The following is an 18985-nucleotide window of genomic DNA, read 5'->3' as shown; positions in this document are numbered from 1 at the left end:
TTCACGCGGGCGGCTCGTACTTGTAGCCCAGCCCGTACACGGAGTGGATCAGTTCCTGCCCCGGCGCGCGCTCTTCGAGCTTGCGCCGCAGCTTCTTGATGTGGCTGTCCACCGTGCGGTCGGACACCACGCGCTCGTCGCGGTACATCGCGTCCATGAGCTGCTCGCGCGAGAAGATGCGGCCTGGCCGCGAGCCCAGCACCTTGAGCAGCTGGTACTCCACCACCGTGAGGTCCAGCGCCTGCCCGTCCAGGCTCGCGCGCCAGGCCGCATCGTCGAAGTGCAGGCCGCGCCCCGGTGCCTGCGCAGGCGCAGCGCCCGCCGCATGGCCGCCACGGCGCAGCACCGCCTTCACGCGCGCCACCACCTCGCGCGGGCTGAAGGGCTTGCAGATGTAGTCGTCGGCGCCGAGCTCCAGGCCCAGCAGGCGGTCGATCTCCTCCACGCGCGCCGTCACCATGATGATCGCGGGCGAGGGCAGGCCGGGCGCGCCCGAGCGCAGCGCGCGGCAGATGTCGAGCCCGCTCTTGCCGGGCAGCATGAGGTCGAGCAGCACCAGGTCCACCGGGTGCGCGGCGAGCCAGGCCTCCACCTCGTCGCCGCGCGTGAGGTGGTGCACCGTGTAGCCCGATTGCGCGAGGTAGTCGCTCAGCACACCCGCGATCTTGGTTTCGTCTTCGACGATCAGGACGCGTTCGCTCATGGCAGGGCCTCCGTGTGCAGGGGCAGCCAGATGTCCCAGCGCAGCCCGCCGAGGGCGCTCGCCGAGGCCTGCATGCGGCCGCCGTGGCCTTCGATGATCGCGCTCGCGATCGCCAGGCCCAGCCCCGAGCCGCCGCTCTCGCTCGATCGCGAAGGGTCGACGCGGTAGAGGCGGTCGGTGAGGCGGGGCAGCGACGCGGCCGGCACGCCCGGGGCCGAGTCTTCCCAGGTCAGCCGTGCCTGCGCGCCGTCGCGCTGCACACTCACGCGCAGCGTGGCCGGCGGCGTGCTGTAGCGCAGCGTGTTCTGCATCAGATTGGACAGCACCTGATCGAGCCGATCGCCATCGGCACGCACCGCCACGCCGGGCGCAAGTTCGGTGTGCACCCGCAGCGCCTGCGCCGGCGGCAGGTGCAGGTCGTCGAGGTGGCTGGCCACGAAGTCGCCCAGGTCCAGCGGCCTGAAGCGGTAGTCGAGCGCGCCCAGGTCGGACAGCGACAGCAGGCGCAGGTCTTCCACCAGCCGCGTGAGCCGGCTCACCTCCTGCGCGAGCGAATCGAGGTTGGCGCTGTCGGGGCGGCGCACGCCGTCCTGCAGCGCCTCGATCTCGGCGCGCAGCGTGGCCAGCGGCGTGCGCAGCTCGTGCGCGATGTCGGCGATCCACTGCTGGCGGGCCTGCTGCGCGGCCTGCAGCGAGCCGGCCATGTGGTTGAAGTCCTGAGCGAGCTGCGCGAGCTCGTCGTGGCCGCGTGCGGGCAGGCGCACGCCGTAGTCGCCCTGCGCCACCGCCGCCGTGCCCGCGCCGAGCTGGCGCAGCCGGCCCGAGAGCCAGCGCGCGATCAGCGCCGCGTTGATCAGCACCGCCACCAGCAGGCCCAGCGCGATGGCCGCGTAGGTGCGGCTCTGTTGCGCCTGGAACACGCGCTCGAGCGAGGCCACCATCTGCAGCCGCGGCACGTAGCCCAGGTAGCCCACGGTCTGGTTGTCGACCACGATGGGCTTGAACACCGCCTGCTCGGCGCGGCCCTCGGGCCCCATGAGCAACTGGCGGCGCGCATCGAACAGCATCAGGCGCGGGTCGATGGTGAGCGTGGGCGGCGGACCGCCTTCGGGCGGCCGGCCCTCGCCCCGTGGCAGCGGTGGCGGCCCCGCGGGTGCGGCCTCGCCGGGGCCGGCCGCCATGGGCGCGGGTTCGCCGGGCCGCCGCGGCATGCGCCCGTTGCCCAGGGTTTCGCGCGACAGCTCGAACCAGCGCTGGCGGTCGCCCACGATCCAGTCCCAGCTGCCTTGTTGCCGGTAGCCGTCGGCCAGCCGCGTCACCAGGGGCTGCAGCCGCGTCTCGTCGGCCTTGTTCAGGTACTCCACCAGGCCCTTGTCGAAGCTCCAGGCGTGGATCAGGTAGGCCGCCATCACGAACACCACGTTGGCGCCCGCGATCGCCAGGAACAGCTTCACGCGCAGCGTGTCGAAGCGCGCGAGCCCGGCGCGCGGGCGTGCGGGCGTAGGGGAGGCGGGGGAGCCGGTCTGCATGGGGGCGAGCCTAAACCGGAATCTTTCAAACACTGTGCACAAGGCCTTCGCAGCCCCTGCACATTGTTTCCACGTTTGAGCGGCAACATCCGCTCCCATCACCCGGCATGCGCCGGCAGCCCACCCATCCTCGATCCATGAACGACAGCCCGCCGGTCCGCGCCCCGAAAGCCGCCTTTGTCCGCCGACACCCATGGGGCAGTGCCCTGATCGCGCTGAGTGCGCTGGCCCTGATCGGCGGCGGCGCCTATGCGTGGTTCCGCTGGGGGCCGGGCGCCAAGACCGAAAGCACCTACATCACCGCCACGATCCAGCGCGGCGACATCGAAGACCAGGTCGCGGCCACGGGCTCGCTGCAGCCGCGCGACTACGTGGACGTCGGCGCGCAGGTGTCGGGCCAGTTGCGCAAGCTGCACGTGGAGGTGGGCAGCGAGGTGAAGGAGGGCGACCTGCTGGCCGAGATCGACGCCGAGACCTCGCAGGCGCGCGTGGACGCGAGCCGCGCCCAGTTGCGTTCGCAGGGCGCGCAGCTCGCCGAGCGCGAGCTCGCGCTGGCCAAGGCCGAACGCGACCTGCAGCGCCAGAAGAACCTCATGGCCGAAGAGGCCACCACGACCGAGACCCTGCAGAACGCCGAGACCACGCTGCGTACGGCGCGCGCGCAGATCAACGCGCTCAAGGCGCAGATGGAGCAGGTGAAGGCCAGCATGCGCGTGGAAGAGGCCAACCTCAAGTACACCAAGATCTACGCGCCCATGTCGGGCACGGTGGTGAGCATCACGGCGCGTCAGGGCCAGACCCTCAACACCAACCAGCAGGCGCCCACGCTGCTGCGCGTGGCCGACCTGTCGGTCATGACGGTGCAGACCCAGGTGTCGGAGGCCGACGTGAGCAAGCTGCGCACGGGCATGCCGGTGTACTTCACCACGCTGGGCAGCCAGGGCCGGCGCTGGTACGGCGAGCTCAAGAAGATCGAGCCCACCCCCACGGTGACCAACAACGTGGTGCTCTACAACGCGTTGTTCGAGGTGCCCAACACCAACCGCAACCTCATGACGCAGATGACCGCGCAGGTGTTCTTCGTGGTGGCCGAGGCCAAGGACGTGCTCATGGTGCCGATGTCGGCGCTGACGATCCAGCGCGGCCCGCAGGGCGGGCGCGAGCGCGCGGCGCAGCCGGGCGCCTCGCCCGCTGCGCCGGCGGCTGCGCCCGCGGCCGCTGCACCCTTGAATGCCCCGGCTGCCCCGCCCGCAGCACCCCCGGCCGCGGCGGCACCGCGCTTCGATCGCGAGGCCTTCGAGAAGATGACGCCCGAGGAGCGCGAGCGTGTGCGTGCCCAGCGCCGCGAGGCCTTCCAGAACCTGTCCGAAGAAGAACGCCAGAAGCTGCGCGACCAACGCCGCCAGGCGCGTGAGGCCGCAGATGCGCAGCCGGGCTCTGGTCCGGGTGCTGGTCCGGGCGCTGCGGCGCGGGCCGCGCCCCCGGCCGGCCCCGCGCCGCGCAGCCTGCGCGGACCGCGCCAGGCCAAGGCCAGGGTGATGCTCGAAGACGGCAGCATCGAAGAGCGCGAGCTCACCATCGGCATCAGCAACCGCGTGCACGCCGAGGTGCTGTCGGGCCTGAAGGAAGGCGAACGCGTGATCGCCGGCACGCGCGACGCCGAGCCGCCGCGACGCAATCCCCCGCAGGGCACGGGCCTGGGCCAGCCCGGCTTCGGCGGTCCCGGTGGCCCGGGCGGCGCGCCCGGCGGTGCGGCCGGCGGAGCGCGCCGATGAGCCAGCTGCCCACCGGGCCCGAGGCCGCGGTGCTGCCCACCGGCGCCGCCGAGCCGGTGCTGCCGCTGATCGATCTGCGCGGCATCACCAAGACCTACTTCAATGGCGAGCTCTCGGTCGAGGTGCTGCACGGCATTGACCTGCAGATCTACCCGGGCGAACTCGTGGCCATCGTGGGTGCGTCGGGCTCGGGCAAGTCCACGCTCATGAACATCCTGGGCTGCCTGGACAAGCCCACCACCGGCCAGTACCGCTTCATGGGCCGCGACGTGTCGGAGCTCGACCGCGACGAGCTCGCCGAGCTGCGCCGCGACGCCTTCGGCTTCGTGTTCCAGAGCTACAACCTGATCGCTACCGGCACCGCGGCCGACAACGTGGAGGTGCCCGCGGTGTACGCGGGCGTGCCCCCGGCCGAGCGCCACGCGCGCGCGGCCGAACTGCTGGCCTCGCTGGGCCTGGGCGAGCGCATGCACCACCGGCCCAACCAGCTCTCGGGCGGCCAGCAGCAGCGCGTGTCGATCGCGCGCGCGCTCATGAACGGCGGCCGCGTGATCCTGGCCGACGAGCCCACGGGCGCGCTCGACAGCAAGAGCGGGGCCGACGTGATGGCGCTGCTCAAGCAGCTCTCGGCCGAAGGCCACACGGTGATCCTCATCACCCACGCGCCCGAGGTGGCCGCACACGCCCAGCGCGTGATCGAGATCAAGGACGGTCACATCGTGTCCGATCCCGGGCCGCGTCCGCCCGAGGGCGAAGCCGCGCAGGCCGCGCGCGACTGGACGCCGCGCCGTGGCCGCATCTCGCCGCTGGGCGACGTGGTCGAAGCGGCCAAGACCGCGTTGCGCGCGCTGCGCGCCAATGTGTTTCGCGCCATCCTCACGCTGCTGGGCATCGTGATCGGCGTGGCCTCGGTGATCGCCATGCTCGCCATCGGCGACGGCGCCAAGCAGGTGGTGATCGACCGCATCAGCGCCATGGGCTCGAACCTGCTGCTGGTGCGCCCGGGCGCGCCCAACCAGCGTGGCTTCCAGAACATCGCCACGCTGGTGCTGGCCGACGTGCAGGCGATCGACAAGGAAGTGCCCAACGTGCTGGCCGCGGTGCCCGAGCAGAGCAGCACCGTCACGCTGCGCTTCGGCGAGTCCGACTACTCGAGCAGCGTACTCGGCACCTCGTCGAAGTTTCCGCTCGCGCGGCAATGGAAGGTCTCGCGCGGCACCTTCTTCACCGAGGAAGACGAGCAGGAATACGCCACCGTGGCCGTGCTGGGCCAGACCGTGGCCAGGGCCCTGTTCCCCGACGGCCAGGAGCCGCTGGGCCAGTACATCCTCGTGAACAACCTGATCTTCCAGGTGGTGGGCGTGATGAGCGCGCGCGGCGCTTCGCCCAACGGCCAGGACCAGGACGACGTGGTGCTCGTGCCCTATGCCACGAGCCAGCTGCGGCTGTCGGGCCAGCGCTTCCTGCGCAACGTCACGGTGGCGGTGCAGGACGTCAAGCGCATCGACGAAACGCAGTCGGCGGTGGAGTCGCTGCTGGCCGAACGCCATGGCGTGATCGACTTCCAGATCCGCAACATGGCCTCGATCATCGACACCGCCACCGAAACGCAGAACACCATGACGGTGCTGCTCGGCTCGATCGCCGCGATCTCGCTGCTGGTGGGCGGCATCGGCGTGATGAACATCATGCTGGTGAGCGTCACCGAGCGCACGCGCGAGATCGGCATCCGCATGGCCACGGGCGCGCGCACGCGCAACATCCTGCAGCAGTTCCTGATCGAGGCGCTCGTGGTCTCGGCGCTCGGCGGCGCGATCGGCGTGGTCGTGGGCCTGGGCGTGGCCTTCGTGGTCGGCTGGTCGGGCACCGCGGTGCAGTACGCGCTCATGCCTGTGGTGCTGGCCTTCGGCTGCGCGTTCGCCACCGGTCTCATCTTCGGTTTCCTGCCGGCGCGCAAGGCCGCGCGGCTCGACCCGGTCGTTGCCCTCGCATCCGAATGAACCCCTCTGTTCTGAACCCCCTTCTGAAGGCGTCGGCGCTGGCTTGCGCGCTGGCGCTGCAGGCCTGCGCCGTGACCGAACCCGTGAGCCCCGCCCCGGTGGAGCTGCCCGCGCGCTGGGACGCCACCGCCGTGAGCGGCCCCGAGCAGCCGATCTCCCGCGACTGGTGGCTGGGCTTCGGCTCGCCGGCGCTCGTGGGCCTGCTCGACGAAGCCCAGGCCGGCAGCGCCGACCTGCGCATCGCGATCGAGCGCATGCGCCAGGCCGACATCGCGTTGCAACAGGCTGGTGTGTCGCGCCTGCCCGCGGTGGGTGCCAGCCTGAGCACCTCGGGCGGCCAGACCGATGCGCCGGGCACGCCGTCCGTTTCGCGCGAGAGCACGAGCGCGGGCCTGTCGATCAGCTACGAGCTCGATCTGTGGGGCCGCATCGCGGCCGGCGTGCGTGCGGGCGAGGCCTCGTTCGTGGCCAGCCAGCACGACTGGCGCACCGCGCGCCTGACCCTGCTCACGGGCGTGGCCAACAACTACTTCCTGTGGCTCAACCTCAACGAGCGCCTGGGCATCGCGCGCCAGAACCTCGAGACCGCCGAGCGTGTGCTGCGTGTCGTCGAAGCGCGCCAGCGCAATGGCGTGGCCACCGCGCTCGAGGTGTCGCAGCAGCGCGCCGCCGTGCTCAGCGCGCGCACCGCGCTGATCCCGCTCGAACTGCAGCAGCGCCAGGCCGCGTCGGCGCTCGCGCTGCTGCTGGGCCGCGTGCCGCAGGGCTACGTGCCTGCGGCGGGCGAGTTCGCGCAGCTCGCGGTGCCCACGCTGTCGCCGGGCCTGCCGGCCACGCTGCTCACGCGCCGGCCCGACCTCGCATCGGCCGAGGCGCAGCTGGCCGCGGCCGATGCCAACGTGGCCGCCGCGCGCGCCGCGCTGCTGCCCACGGTATCGCTGTCGGCCTCGGGCGGTCTGGGCACCTCGGCGTTGCTGAGCCTGGCCGACCCCACGCGCAGCGTCTCGCTGGGCCTGTCGCTCGCGCAATCGATCTTCGACGGCGGCCGCCAGCGGCTGCAGATCCGCAGCACGCAGTCGCAGCGCGTGGTGCTGATCGAGAACTACGGCAAGGCCATCCGCACCGCGCTCAAGGAGGTCGACGACGGCCTGGGCAATCTCGCGCGCAGCCAGCAGCAGGAGGCGCTGCAGCGCGAACTCGTGGCGCAGGCGCGGCGCTCGCTCGAACTCGCCGAGCTGCGTTACCGCGAGGGCAGTGGCGATCTGCTCTCGGTGCTCGACGCGCAGCGCACGCTGTTTTCGGCGCTCGACGCCTTGTCCACGCAAAAGCTTGCGCGCCTGAGCGCCGCGCTCGATCTCTACAAGGCCCTGGGCGGCGACTGGGTCGACGCGCCCGCCCTGTCCTGAGGCGCTGCCCCCCGAAAAAGGGGGCGTTCCCTCGCATTCTCTAAATGAGAATAGTTATAATTTGCAGGCTTAAGCCACCTTTCCGAACACCCCGTGAAAACCGCCCCGGCCACCCAGGCCGCCCCCCAGCGCGCCTACTGGCTCAAGACCCTGCACCAGTGGCACTGGATCAGCTCCGCGCTCTGCCTCATCGGCATGCTCCTGTTCGCGTTCACCGGCATCACGCTCAACCACGCGGCCGACATCCCGGCCACGCCGGTGGTGCAGCAGCGCACGGCCGAACTGCCCGAGGCGCTGCGCGCCGCCATTGCGCTCAAGGACGACGAGCCCGACAGCGCGCCGCTGCCGCCCGCGCTGCAGGCCTGGCTCGGCGAAGCGCTCGGTGTGGGGCTGCCGGCCAGCGACGCCGAATGGTCGCCCGAGGAGATCTACCTCTCGCTGCCGCGCCCCGGCGGCGACGCCTGGCTGCGCATCGATCGCGAGAGCGGGGCGGTGGCGTACGAGCGCACCGACCGCGGCTGGATCTCTTACCTCAACGACCTGCACAAGGGCCGTCACACCGGCCCGGTCTGGAAGGGTTTTCTCGACGTCTTCTCGGTGGCCTGTCTGGTGTTCTCCATCACCGGCCTGCTCATCCTCAAGTTCCACGCGGCCAACCGGCCCAGCACCTGGCCCATGGTGGGCGCGGGCCTGGTGATCCCGCTGTTGCTTGCGATCCTTTTCATCCACTGAACCACACCAGGAGCTGTCGATCCATGCCGATCCGTTACGCCGCCGCGCTCACCGCGGCCTCCTTCGCGTGGCCCGCCGTGGCCGCCGATCTCTCGCTCAAGGTCGAGATCCCGCGACTGGGCGTGGCCGAGTACCACCGGCCCTACGTGGCGATCTGGATCGAGAAGCCCGACCAGTCCTTCGTGGGCAACCTCGCGGTCTGGTACGACATCAAGCTGCGCAACAACGAAGGCACCAAGTGGCTCAAGGACATGCGGGCCTGGTGGCGCAAGAGCGGGCGCGAACTGAACATGCCCGTGGACGGCCTCAGCGGCGCCACGCGCGCGCCCGGTGAGCACACCGTGCAGTTCGGCGCGGGCAGCGCGCTCGGTCGGCTCGCCCCCGGCGAGTACCAGGTGGTGCTCGAAGCCGCGCGCGAGGTCGGCGGCCGCGAACTCGTGAAGGTGCCTTTCGTGTGGCCGCCCAAGGGCAGCACCACCACGCAGGCCAGCGGCCAGCACGAACTCGGCGCCGTGAGCGTCACCGTCAAACCCTGATCCCCCGAACACCCGACCGGAGACACCGAATGAAGAACGCCACCCTGCGCCACCGCGTCCTCGCGCTCGCCGCCACCGCCGCCATGGCCGCGCTCAGCATGTCCGCTGCCCACGCGCACCGCGCCTGGCTGCTGCCTTCGGGCACCATCTACTCGGGCCAGCAGCCCTGGGTCAGCGTGGACGCCGCGATCTCCAACGACATCTTCTACTACGAGCACAACGCCGCCGCCCTCGACAACCTCGTGGTGACCGGCCCCGACGGCCAGCCCGTGCAGGCCGAGAACGCGGCCAAAGGCCGCTACCGCAGCATGTTCGACGTGAAGCTCGAGCAGCAGGGCACCTACCGGCTCGCGCTGGTGAGCGACGGCCTGATCGCGAGCTACAAGGTGGGCAACGAGACCAAGCGCGCGCGCGGCAGCGCCGAGTCGCTGGCCAAGGAAATCCCTGCCGACGCCACCGAACTGCGCGTGAGCCAGAACAGCAACCGCGTGGAAACCTTCGTGACGCGCGGCGCGCCCACCACCGCGGCGCTCAAGCCCACGGGCAGGGGCATCGAGCTCGTGCCCGTGACGCACCCCAACGACCTGGTCGAGGGCGAGACGGCCACCTTCCGCTTCCTCGACAACGGGCAGCCCGCCGCGAACTACGCAGCCACCGTGATCCTCGCGGGCCTGCGCTACCGCAGCGAACTCGGCGAGATGCGCCTCACCACCGACGCCAACGGCGAGATCCGCGTGAAGTGGCCCGCGGCGGGCATGTATTGGCTGAACGTGGCGCCGGCGCGCGCGCCGGCGCAGGGCGCGCCCATGGCCGGCGGCCCCGGCGCGGCGCCGGCCGCGCCGTCCGGCCCCGCGGGCACGCTGGCCGAGCCTGTGCGCCGCTCCAACTACAGCCTGACGCTCGAAGTCCTGCCGAAGTAAGGCCGCCGCGCTCGCCCGGGCGCCCCGACCATGACCCGCGTGCTGGTTCCCGACCACATCGACGCCGCCGCGGTGCCGGCGCTGGGCGCGCGCGTGCATGGCCTGCGTGGCGAGACCATGGGCACCACCTGGTGGGTGCTGTGGGCCGATCGCGACGCCACGCGCCAGGCCGCGGTGCGCGCCGCGATCGAGGCCGAGCTCGACCTCGTGGTGGCGCAAATGAGCACCTGGCTGCCCAGCTCCGACCTTTCGCGTTTCAACCGCGCCGCGCCCGGTTCGCGCCACACGCTGCCCGAGGCCTTTGCGGACGTGCTGCAGGCCGCGCTGTGGCTCGCCGAGGCATCCGCCGGCGCTTTCAACCCCGCGGCCGGCGCGCTCGTGAACCGCTGGGGTTTCGGCCCCGCGCCGCGCCACACCGACCCCGGCTTCACCCCGCCCGACGAGACCGAGCTGTGCGCCGCGCTGCGCACGCAGGACTGGCGCCGCCTGGCCTTCGATGCGGCCACGCGCGAGGCCACGCAGCCCGGCGGGCTGCTGCTCGATCTGTCGGCCATCGCCAAGGGCCATGCCGTGGACCGCGTGGCGCGCGCGCTCGCGGGCCTGGGCATCGCGCATGCGCTGGTCGAGGTGGGCGGCGAACTGCGCGGCCAGGGCCTGAGGCCCGACGGCATGCCCTGGTGGGTCGAGCTCGAATGCCCGCCCGTGGCGCCGGGCCATTCACCGCCGCCGCCCACACGCGTGGCCCTGCACGGCCTGTCGGTCGCCACCTCGGGCGACTACCGCCGTGCTTACCGTCACCAGGGCCGGCACCTGCCGCACAGCATCGACCCACGCAGCGGCCGGCCCGTGGCCCATGGCCTGGCGTCGGTGAGCGTGCTGCACACCGAGGCGCTCTGGGCCGACGCCTGGTCCACCGCGCTCACCGTGGCCGGCCGCGACGCCGGCCTCGCCCTGGCCGAAGCCCACGGCATCGCGGCGCTGTTCGTGCAGCGCGAGGCCGATGGCGGCCTGACCGAAACCCTCACGGGCGCGATGGCGCGCCTCGCCGGATGATCTTCACGCCCGACAAACTCACCTACGCCCTTTCCACCGTCGCGGCCTATGGCCTGCTGTGCGGCACCGTGGCCTGGCAGCACCGCCGCCGCCAGCAGGCCGCGCAGCGCCGCGTGGCCGCGCTGTTGCCGGCCACACCCGGCATGCCCGCCTGGTGGGTCACCTACGCGAGTCAGACCGGCCAGGCCGAGGAGCTCGCGCTGCAGACCGCGCAGGCGCTGCACACCGCGGGCGTGCCGGTGCGACTGGCTGCGCTGGGCGAGCTCAGCGCGAGCGACCTGCAGGAGGCCGAGCGCCTGCTGTGCGTGGCCAGCACGTATGGTGAAGGTGATCCGCCCGACAGCGCGGCGCGCTTCGCGCAGCAGGTGATGGCCTCGGCGCGGCCCGATCTGTCGCACCTGCACGTGGGCCTGCTCGCGCTGGGCGACAGGGCCTATGCCCATTTCTGCGGCTTTGGCCGCGTGCTCGACGAATGGCTGCGCGCACGCGGCGCACAGCCGCTGTTCGAGCGCATCGAGGTCGACAAGAGCGACCCCGAGGCCTTGCGGCGCTGGCGACAGCAACTGGCCCACCTGGCCGGCACCAGCGACCTGCCCGATTGGGAAGCGCCCGCGCTGCAGCCCTGGCGCTTGCGCGCGCGCCAGCACCTCAACCCGGGCAGCGCGGGCGAGCCGGTGTTCCACATCGAGCTCGTGCCGCAGACCGGGCAGGCGCTGCCCGACTGGCAGGCCGGCGACCTCGCGCAGGTCGCGGTGCCGGGCGCCGAAGGCGCGCCGCGCGATTATTCGATCGCCTCGGTGCCCCAGGACGGCGCCGTGCACCTGCTGGTGCGCCTGGCGCGCCGCGCCGACGGCAGCGCTGGCCTGGCCTCGGGCTGGCTCACGCAGGGCGCGGCCCTCGGCGACGCGGTGTCGATGCGCGTGCGCGCGCACGCGGGCTTTCGCATGGGCGACAACGCGCAGCGGCCGCTGATCCTGATCGGCAACGGCACGGGCCTCGCGGGCCTGCGCGGGCACATCCGCGGCCGCCTCGCGGCCGCGGGCGCGCTCGGCGCGACGCCTTCGCCGCGGCCCGAGGGCGTAGCGCCCCTGTGGCTGCTGTTCGGCGAGCGCCATGCGCGCCACGACGCGCACCACCGCGCCGAGATCGAGGGCTTTGTGCAGCAGGGCTGGCTCGCGCGCGTGGACTGGGTGTTTTCCCGCGACCAGGCCGAGCGCCGCTACGTGCAGCACGCGCTCGCCACCCACGCGGACGCGGTGCGGGCGTGGGTGGGGCAGGGCGCGGCGATCTACGTCTGCGGCAGCCTCGAGGGCATGGCCGGCGCGGTCGACCGCACGCTGCAGGACATCCTCGGCGCAGACGCCCTGCAGGCGATGGCGGCCGAAGGCCGCTACCGCCGCGACGTCTACTGAACCTTCAGAACCGGAAGTTGGCGGTCAGCGTGGCCGAGCGCGGCGCGCCCAGGGCCAGGCGGCCACCGCCGTTGTTCAGGGTCATCAGGTACTCCTCGTCGAACAGGTTGTAGACGTTGAGCTGCAGGCTGGTCTTGGGATTGACCTGGTACTTCAGCATGGCGTCGGCGACCCAGTACGAAGGGATGTTGGGCACGTTGCCCGGCGCACCGCTCGCGTTCACGAAGCGCTTGGCTTCCGACACATAGCGCGCGCCCACGCCCAGGGTGAGCTGGTTCCACTGGTACGAGCTCCAGAGCGTGGCCGTGAGGTCGGGCGACCAGCGCACGCCGGTGGTGCTCGTGACCACGCCCGTGGTGGTGTTGAGGCTGAACTGGTCGAGCGACTTGGTGCTGGTCTTGGCCAGGCCCGCGGTGATCTGCCACAGGCGCGTGATCTGGCCCACGGCCGACAGCTCCAGGCCCTGCACGCGGGTCTTGCCGAACTGCGAGGTGGTGTTGGTGGCCGCGTCGTAGCTGGTCTGGCGGTCGTTTTCGGTGCGGAAGATCGCGGCCGCCACATTCAGTCGCTTGTCCATCAGCTCCCACTTGGTGCCGAGCTCGATGTTGTTCGTGCGCTGCGGGTCAAGGGCCGCGTTGGCCTGGTTGCCCGCGGTGGCGCTGAGCTGGAAGTTGTTGGCGCCGGGCGGCGTGGCCGAGGTGGCGTAGGAGGCGTACACGCTGCCGTTGCTGGCGGGCTTGTACACGCTGCCGACGCTCCAGCTCACGAGGCTGCGCGAATCTTCGAGCGCGGTGCGCACGCCCGCGGCGGTCACGTTGTCGGTGTTGAGCTTGTAGACGTCCACGCGCACGCCGCCGTTGATGGACCAGCGCTCGTTGAGCCTGGCGTCGTCGAACACGTAGGCGCTGATGGTGTTGGTCGTGCCGCCGGTTTCACCGCCGGTGCGCGGGCCGAACACGAATATCGATTGGTAAGGGTCCGGGTTGTAGAGGTTGGCCGCCGGCGTGGTGCCCGCGGTGCCGTGGTCGAAGCTCACCTGCTTCTCGTGCAGCAGCTCCACCCCCGCGGCCAGCGAGTGCTTGACGCTGCCGGTGTCGAAGGCGGTGTTGATGCTGGTCTGGTTGGCCAGGATGCTGTTCTCCTGGTCGACGCGCTGGCGCGAGCGGTTCACCGTCCAGGCCGACTGCGGGCCGGTGGCGGTGATGCCCGTGGCGCCGGTGTTCACGCCGGTGAGCGTGCGGTCCATGTGCGACTTGCCGTAGCGCGTGACGTTGCGGATCGTGGTGCCCGAGCCCAGGTCGTGCTCGATCTTGGCGGTGAGCATGTCGGCGTCGACCTTCTCGCGGTCGTTCACGCTGCCGTAGAAGTTCTCGCGCCGCACCTTGGGCCCGATGACCGAGGTGTAGCCCTCGTAGCCGATGGCGGGAATGCCGCCGTCGGGCACGTTGTTCTGACGCAGGTGCTGGCTGAACAGGAACACGCGCGTGGGCGTGCCCAGGCCGGCCGCGTACGACAGGCCCAGGCCCTGACCCTTGTTCTCCACGAAGTCGCGGCCGTCCACGCCGCTGTCCTGCGCCATGGCGTTGAGGCGGAAGGCCGAGCTGTCGCTCAGCTGCTTGTTCAGGTCGGCCGTGATGCGTTTGACGCTGCCCGTGCCCACCGTGCCTGAGACGCTGTTCTCGTCGCCCAGGTGGGCCTGCTTGGAGATCAGGTTGACGAAGCCCGAGCTCGCGCCGCGGCCGGTCTCGGCGCCCGCGGCGCCCTTGACCACCTCGACCTGCTCGAGGTTGAACGTGTCGCGCGTGACCGCGCCAAGGTCGCGGATGCCGTCCACGAAGATCGACTGCTGCAGCGAGAAGCCACGCAGCTGGAAGGTGTCACCTGCCGAGCTGTTGCCGTTCTCGCCCATCTGCAGCGTGATGCCCGGCGTGTTGCGCAGCGCCTCGGTGAGCGTGATGGCGCCTTGTTCTTCGATCACTTCCTTCTTGATGATCTGCACCGTCTTGGGCGTGTCCACCAGCGGGGCCGTGAACTTGTCGTTGGCCGATTTGTCGGCCTTGTACGGCACCTCGGGCGCCGCGTTCACCGTCACGGTGGGCAGCGTGGCGGTGCTTTGGGTTTGCGCCATGCCGGCCACGGGCGCGGTGGCGGCCAGCAGGGCCAGGAGTCGGGCGGAAGGGCGGGGGGTGTGGCGGCGCTTGCTTGCCATGGTGAGAAGTCCTCGGTTTCTGCGGTGGTGAGCTGGCTGGCTGGCGCCCTCATCACGGAAACCGGGTGCTCACGCAGGGCTTCGCTGGGTCGTTGGCTGGCTGAAGCCTACATTATTGCAAATGAAAACGGTTCGCATTACAAATGTAAGAAGCTTTTTGTGCCGGTGTTGTATGGCCGCAAGATTGGCTATGAGGGGCATAGAGACTATTAAAGTCGTCTTGCCATAGATGCCGGCTATCATTGACGCCTGTTCCAGACGCCGTTCAGGCGCATGCTTTGCCTTTCCCTTCAACGCAACCAGGAGTTCACATGTCCCTGATCAACACCACCGTGCAACCCTTCTCGACCACGGCCTTCCACAACGGCAAGTTCGTGCCCGTGACCGACGCCAGCCTGCGTGGCGAGTGGTCGGTGCTGATCTTCATGCCGGCGGCCTTCACCTTCAACTGCCCGACCGAAGTCGAAGACGCGGCCGACAACTACGCCGAGTTCCAGAAGCTGGGCGCCGAGGTGTACATCGTCACCACCGACACCCACTTCTCGCACAAGGTGTGGCACGAGACCTCCCCCGCCGTGGGCAAGGCCAAGTTCCCCCTGGTCGGTGACCCGACGCACCAGCTGACCCGCGCCTTTGGCGTGCACATCGAAGAAGAAGGCCTGGCGCTGCGCGGCACCTTCATCATCAACCCCGAAGGCGTGATCAAGACCGCCGAGATCCACGACAACGCCATCGCGCGCGACGTGAAGGAAACCCTGCGCAAGCTCAAGGCCGCCCAGTTCGTGGCCAAGAACCCCGGCCAGGTGTGCCCCGCCAAGTGGAACGAAGGCGCCAAGACCCTGACGCCCTCGCTGGACCTCGTCGGCAAGATCTGATCGCCGCGATCCGCTGAAAACCCGTTGAGGGTTTTGCGTTGAACGTTGGGTGCCCCGCGCGCCCAGCGTTCCTCGCAAAACGCTGAACCAGGAAAGGAGTCCCTCATGCTCGACGACACCCTCAAGGCCCAGCTGCAGGCCTATCTCGGCAAGCTGCAGCGCCCGATCCGCCTCATCGCCTCGCTCGACGACTCGGCCTCGTCGCAAGAGCTGCGCGAACTGCTCACGACCATCGCCGGTCTGTCCGACCTCGTCTCGTTCGACGACAGCGGCAGCGATGCGCGCAAGCCCTCGTTCGTGATCGCCCGCGAAGGCGAGACCACGGGCGTGCGCTTCGCCGCCATTCCGCTGGGCCACGAGTTCACCTCGCTGGTGCTCGCGCTGCTCTGGACCGGCGGCCACCCGCCCAAGGCCGAGCAGGAAACCCTGGATGCCATCGCCACGCTGCAGGGAGAGTTCCGCTTCGAGGTCTACATGAGCCTGACCTGCCACAACTGCCCGGACGTGGTGCAGGCGCTGTCGCTGATGGCCGTGCGCAACCCCGCGGTGCAGGTGACGGTGATCGACGGCGGCCTGTTCCAGGCCGAGGTCGAGGCGCGCCAGGTGATGGCCGTGCCCATGGTCTATCTCAATGGCGAAGAGTTCGGCGGTGGCCGCATGACGCTCGAAGAGATCGTGGCCAAGCTCGACGTGAACGCCGACGCGCGCGAAGCCGCCAAGCTCGACGCCAAGGACCCGTTCGACGTGCTGATCGTGGGCGGTGGCCCGGCCGGCGCCGCGGCCGCGGTGTACGCGGCGCGCAAGGGCATCCGCGTGGGCGTGGCGGCCGAGCGTTTCGGTGGTCAGGTCAACGACACGCTGGCGATCGAGAACTACATCAGCGTGCTCGAAACCGACGGCCCCAAGTTCGCGGCCGCGCTCGAAGCGCAGGTGCGCCACTACGGCGTGGACATCATGAACCTGCAGCGCGCCGACAAGCTCGTGCCTGCGAGCGAGCCTGGCGGCCTGGTGGAAGTGCACATGGCCAATGGCGCCGCGCTCAAGGCGCGCAGCGTGATCCTGTCGACCGGCGCTCGCTGGCGCAACGTGAACGTGCCCGGTGAAGCCGAGTACCGCAACAAGGGCGTGGCCTACTGCCCGCACTGCGACGGCCCGCTGTTCAAGGGCAAGCGCGTGGCCGTGATCGGCGGCGGCAACTCGGGTGTCGAGGCCGCGATCGACCTCGCGGGCATCGTCGAGCACGTCACGCTGATCGAGTTCGCCGACGCGCTCAAGGCCGACGCCGTGCTGGTGCGCAAGCTCGAGAGCCTGACCAACGTGACCATCCACGTGAACGCGCAGACCACCGAGATCACGGGCGCCAACGGCACCGTGAACGGCCTGAGCTACAAGGACCGCGTGAGCGGCGAGGCGCGCCACATCGAACTCGAAGGCGTGTTCGTGCAGATCGGCCTGGTGCCCAACACCGAATGGCTCAAGGGCACGGTGGAGCTGAGCCGCTTCGGCGAGATCGTGATCGACGCCAAGGGCCACACCAACGTGCCGGGCGTGTTCGCCGCGGGCGACTGCACCACGGTGCCGTACAAGCAGATCGTGATCGCCGCGGGCGCGGGCTCCACCGCCGCGCTCAGCGCCTTCGACCACCTGATCCGCCAGCCGGTGGCCGAAGCCGCCACGGCCTGACCGCCCACGGCCCCAAAGAAAAAGCCACCGCACGCGGTGGCTTTTTCATGTCCGCGACGCGGCTCAGTGCGCCGACGCGGCGGCCGCGCCGATGCCGGTTTCCGAACGCACCTGCTGCGCCAGGAAGCCCGCGCGGTCGGTGCGTGCGCGCTGGCTGCGGTCGAGCACCGAGAACAACCAGATGCCCACGAAACCGATGGTCATGGAGAACAGCGCGGGCGAGGTGTAGGGGAACAGCGCCGAGCCCTTGGGGTTGCCCAGCGTGGCTTCCCAAACCGAGGGCGACACGATGGTGAGCGCCACGGAAGACACCAGGCCCAGGAAGCCGCCGATCACCGCGCCGCGCGTGGTGCAGCCCTTCCAGAGCACGCTCATGAAGAGCACCGGGAAGTTCGCCGACGCTGCGATGGCGAAGGCCAGCGACACCATGAAGGCGATGTTCTGCTTCTCGAACGCGATGCCCAGCACCACGGCCACCACGCCGAGCACGATCGTGGTGATCTTGCTCACGCGCAGCTCGGCATGGCCGCTGGCCTTGCCCTGCTTGATCACGGTGGCGTAGAGGTCGTGCGACACGGCCGAGGCGCCCGAGAGCGTGAGGCCGGCCACCACCGCGAGGATGGTCGCGAAGGCCACGGCGGAGATGAAGCCCAGGAAGACGTTGCCGCCCACCGCATTGGCCAGGTGCACCGCGGCCATGTTGCCGCCGCCCAGCAGCGCGCCCTTGGCGTCGAGGAACTGCGGGTTGGTGAGCACGAAGGTGATGGCGCCGAAGCCGATGATGAAGGTCAGCAGGTAGAAGTAGCCGATCCAGCCGGTGGCCCACATCACGCTCTTGCGCGCTTCGCGGGCGCTCGGCACGGTGAAGAAGCGCATGAGGATGTGCGGCAGGCCCGCGGTGCCGAACATCAGCGCCATGCCGAAGCTGATCGCGCTGATCGGGTCTTTCACGAAGTTGCCCGGGCCCATGATGGACTGGCCGATGGCCGCGGCTTCCTCGGCGGTCTTGCCCGTGGCCAGGCTGGCCTTGATGCGCACGGCCTCGGCGAACATGGCTTCGGGATTGAAGCCGAAGTGCCACAGCACCATGAAGGCCATGAACGAGGCGCCGCCCAGCAGCAGACAGGCCTTGATGATCTGCACCCAGGTGGTGGCGGTCATGCCGCCGAACAGCACGTAGACCATCATGAGCGCACCCACGATCACCACCGCGATCCAGTACTCGAGCCCGAACAGCAGCTTGATCAGCTGGCCTGCGCCCACCATCTGCGCGATCAGGTAGAAGGCCACCACCACCAGCGTGCCGCTGGCCGCGAAGATGCGGATCGGCGCCTGGTCGAAGCGGAACGCAGCCACGTCGGCGAAGGTGAAGCGGCCCAGGTTGCGCAGCCGCTCGGCCATCAGGAAGGTGATGACGGGCCAGCCCACGAGGAAGCCGATCGAGTAGATGAGGCCGTCGAAGCCGCTGGCCATCACGGCCGCGCTGATGCCCAGGAAGGACGCGGCGCTCATGTAGTCGCCCGCGATCGCCAGGCCGTTCTGGAAGCCCGTGATCCCGCCGCCCGCCGTGTAGAAGTCGGCCGCGTTGCGCGTGCGCCCGGCGGCCCACTTGGTGATGAAGAGCGTGGCGATCACGAAGGCCGCGAACATCACGATCGCGGTCCAGTTGGTGGCCTGCTTCTCGGCCTGGCCGAGGTCGGCGCCCGCGGCCCAGGCCGCGGCCGAGGCCGCGCCGAGCAGGGCGGCAAGGGGGAGGTGGCGCGCCTTCATGCCTGCACCGCCTTATTCAGCTGCTGCGCGAGTTCGTCGAACTCGCGGTTGGCGCGGCGCACGTAGACCGCGGTGATCACCACGGTGAACACGATGACGCCGAAACCGAGCGGAATGCCCAGCGTCATCACGCCTTCGCCCAGGCGCTGCGCGAGAAAGGGCTTGTCGAAAGCGACCAGCACGATGAAGCCGTAGTACACGAGCATCATCGCGAGCGTGAGCCACCAGCCGAAGGCCGATCGCGAGCGCTTGAGTTGTTGGTAGGCCGGGTGTGCGGCGATGCGTTGCGCCAGTTCGGGGTCCACGCTTGTCTCCTTGGGAAGTGCCAGAGGCGCGCAGTGTCTGGCGCCGCACTGACAGCCCCCTGACCCGGCGCTGACGC

The 18985-nt window shown here is 70.3% G+C and carries 15 protein-coding genes; 10 read left to right on the top strand and 5 right to left on the bottom strand.

Annotation, left to right across the window (positions count from 1 at the left end; genetic code table 11):
- Nucleotide 1 precedes the first annotated feature (1 nt).
- Both G9Q37_RS09505 and G9Q37_RS09500 read right to left on the bottom strand, forming a co-directional pair.
- A complete protein-coding gene (locus G9Q37_RS09505; protein ID WP_166226964.1) occupies nucleotides 2-703 on the bottom strand; it encodes a response regulator in 702 nt (233 codons plus the stop codon).
- Nucleotides 700-2232, bottom strand: coding sequence for an ATP-binding protein (locus G9Q37_RS09500; RefSeq protein WP_166226963.1), 1533 nt, complete (start codon nucleotides 2230-2232; stop codon nucleotides 700-702). Before G9Q37_RS09500 ends, G9Q37_RS09505 begins: the two co-directional genes overlap by 4 nt.
- A 137-nt stretch (nucleotides 2233-2369) precedes the next feature.
- Between G9Q37_RS09500 and G9Q37_RS09495 the strand changes: the two genes are divergently transcribed.
- The 8 genes from G9Q37_RS09495 (at nucleotide 2370) to G9Q37_RS09460 (ending at nucleotide 12066) form a co-directional block, all read left to right on the top strand.
- Nucleotides 2370-4007 carry an efflux RND transporter periplasmic adaptor subunit gene (locus tag G9Q37_RS09495; protein WP_166226962.1) on the top strand — a complete coding sequence of 546 codons (1638 nt, stop codon included), beginning with the start codon at nucleotides 2370-2372 and terminating at the stop codon, nucleotides 4005-4007.
- Nucleotides 4004-6007 (top strand): MacB family efflux pump subunit, encoded by a 2004-nt coding sequence (locus G9Q37_RS09490; RefSeq protein WP_166226961.1) that lies wholly within the window; start codon nucleotides 4004-4006, stop codon nucleotides 6005-6007. Before G9Q37_RS09495 ends, G9Q37_RS09490 begins: the two co-directional genes overlap by 4 nt.
- The gene (locus tag G9Q37_RS09485; RefSeq protein WP_240936585.1) at nucleotides 6004-7413 is read left to right on the top strand and encodes an efflux transporter outer membrane subunit; all 1410 of its coding nucleotides are present in this window, start codon (nucleotides 6004-6006) and stop codon (nucleotides 7411-7413) included. The genes G9Q37_RS09490 and G9Q37_RS09485 overlap by 4 nt, the downstream gene beginning before the upstream one ends.
- Nucleotides 7414-7506: 93 nt before the next feature.
- Nucleotides 7507-8145 carry a PepSY-associated TM helix domain-containing protein gene (locus tag G9Q37_RS09480; protein WP_166226960.1) on the top strand — a complete coding sequence of 213 codons (639 nt, stop codon included), beginning with the start codon at nucleotides 7507-7509 and terminating at the stop codon, nucleotides 8143-8145.
- A 23-nt stretch (nucleotides 8146-8168) separates the two neighbouring features.
- The gene (locus tag G9Q37_RS09475) at nucleotides 8169-8681 is read left to right on the top strand and encodes a DUF2271 domain-containing protein (protein WP_166226959.1); all 513 of its coding nucleotides are present in this window, start codon (nucleotides 8169-8171) and stop codon (nucleotides 8679-8681) included.
- Between the two features lie 29 nt (nucleotides 8682-8710).
- The gene (locus tag G9Q37_RS09470) at nucleotides 8711-9601 is read left to right on the top strand and encodes a DUF4198 domain-containing protein (RefSeq protein ID WP_166226958.1); all 891 of its coding nucleotides are present in this window, start codon (nucleotides 8711-8713) and stop codon (nucleotides 9599-9601) included.
- 30 nt (nucleotides 9602-9631) lie between these two features.
- On the top strand, nucleotides 9632-10654 hold the full coding sequence (locus tag G9Q37_RS09465; RefSeq protein WP_166226957.1) for an FAD:protein FMN transferase: 1023 nt from the start codon (nucleotides 9632-9634) through the stop codon (nucleotides 10652-10654).
- Nucleotides 10651-12066: a sulfite reductase subunit alpha gene (locus tag G9Q37_RS09460; protein WP_166226956.1), complete on the top strand. Its 1416-nt coding sequence runs from the start codon at nucleotides 10651-10653 to the stop codon at nucleotides 12064-12066. The genes G9Q37_RS09465 and G9Q37_RS09460 overlap by 4 nt, the downstream gene beginning before the upstream one ends.
- Nucleotides 12067-12070: 4 nt before the next feature.
- Here G9Q37_RS09460 and G9Q37_RS09455 read toward each other — a convergent pair whose 3' ends face one another.
- Entirely contained in the window at nucleotides 12071-14275 is a 2205-nt protein-coding gene (locus G9Q37_RS09455; RefSeq protein ID WP_166226955.1) for a catecholate siderophore receptor Fiu, read from the bottom strand.
- A gap of 311 nt (nucleotides 14276-14586) precedes the next feature.
- On the opposite strand from G9Q37_RS09455, the gene ahpC reads away from it, so the two are divergent.
- Together ahpC and ahpF are read left to right on the top strand one after the other, a co-directional pair.
- Nucleotides 14587-15150: an alkyl hydroperoxide reductase subunit C gene (gene ahpC / locus G9Q37_RS09450; protein ID WP_166226954.1), complete on the top strand. Its 564-nt coding sequence runs from the start codon at nucleotides 14587-14589 to the stop codon at nucleotides 15148-15150.
- A 105-nt stretch (nucleotides 15151-15255) separates the two neighbouring features.
- Nucleotides 15256-16833, top strand: a complete 1578-nt coding sequence (gene ahpF / locus G9Q37_RS09445) for an alkyl hydroperoxide reductase subunit F (RefSeq protein WP_166226953.1) — start codon at nucleotides 15256-15258, stop codon at nucleotides 16831-16833.
- A gap of 63 nt (nucleotides 16834-16896) precedes the next feature.
- On the opposite strand, the gene G9Q37_RS09440 is transcribed toward ahpF, so the two are convergent.
- On the bottom strand, nucleotides 16897-18603 hold the full coding sequence (locus G9Q37_RS09440; protein WP_166226952.1) for a cation acetate symporter: 1707 nt from the start codon (nucleotides 18601-18603) through the stop codon (nucleotides 16897-16899).
- Nucleotides 18600-18908 carry a DUF485 domain-containing protein gene (locus tag G9Q37_RS09435; protein ID WP_166226951.1) on the bottom strand — a complete coding sequence of 103 codons (309 nt, stop codon included), beginning with the start codon at nucleotides 18906-18908 and terminating at the stop codon, nucleotides 18600-18602. The genes G9Q37_RS09440 and G9Q37_RS09435 overlap by 4 nt, the downstream gene beginning before the upstream one ends.
- Nucleotides 18909-18985 lie beyond the last annotated feature (77 nt).

Source organism: Hydrogenophaga crocea, assembly GCF_011388215.1.
Classification (GTDB): domain Bacteria; phylum Pseudomonadota; class Gammaproteobacteria; order Burkholderiales; family Burkholderiaceae_C; genus Hydrogenophaga; species Hydrogenophaga crocea.
This window is presented reverse-complemented; position numbering and strand designations above follow the sequence as displayed.

Bases quoted from the DNA above. Each gene is read 5' to 3' on its own strand.
- G9Q37_RS09505 (WP_166226964.1), bottom strand. From the start codon at position 703: ATGAGCGAACGCGTCCTGATCGTCGAAGACGAAACCAAGATCGCGGGT.
- G9Q37_RS09500 (WP_166226963.1), bottom strand. From the start codon at position 2,232: ATGCAGACCGGCTCCCCCGCCTCCCCTACGCCCGCACGCCCGCGCGCC.
- G9Q37_RS09495 (WP_166226962.1), top strand. From the start codon at position 2,370: ATGAACGACAGCCCGCCGGTCCGCGCCCCGAAAGCCGCCTTTGTCCGC.
- G9Q37_RS09490 (WP_166226961.1), top strand. From the start codon at position 4,004: ATGAGCCAGCTGCCCACCGGGCCCGAGGCCGCGGTGCTGCCCACCGGC.
- G9Q37_RS09485 (WP_240936585.1), top strand. From the start codon at position 6,004: ATGAACCCCTCTGTTCTGAACCCCCTTCTGAAGGCGTCGGCGCTGGCT.
- G9Q37_RS09475 (WP_166226959.1), top strand. From the start codon at position 8,169: ATGCCGATCCGTTACGCCGCCGCGCTCACCGCGGCCTCCTTCGCGTGG.
- G9Q37_RS09470 (WP_166226958.1), top strand. From the start codon at position 8,711: ATGAAGAACGCCACCCTGCGCCACCGCGTCCTCGCGCTCGCCGCCACC.
- G9Q37_RS09465 (WP_166226957.1), top strand. From the start codon at position 9,632: ATGACCCGCGTGCTGGTTCCCGACCACATCGACGCCGCCGCGGTGCCG.
- G9Q37_RS09460 (WP_166226956.1), top strand. From the start codon at position 10,651: ATGATCTTCACGCCCGACAAACTCACCTACGCCCTTTCCACCGTCGCG.
- G9Q37_RS09455 (WP_166226955.1), bottom strand. From the start codon at position 14,275: ATGGCAAGCAAGCGCCGCCACACCCCCCGCCCTTCCGCCCGACTCCTG.
- ahpC (WP_166226954.1), top strand. From the start codon at position 14,587: ATGTCCCTGATCAACACCACCGTGCAACCCTTCTCGACCACGGCCTTC.
- ahpF (WP_166226953.1), top strand. From the start codon at position 15,256: ATGCTCGACGACACCCTCAAGGCCCAGCTGCAGGCCTATCTCGGCAAG.
- G9Q37_RS09440 (WP_166226952.1), bottom strand. From the start codon at position 18,603: ATGAAGGCGCGCCACCTCCCCCTTGCCGCCCTGCTCGGCGCGGCCTCG.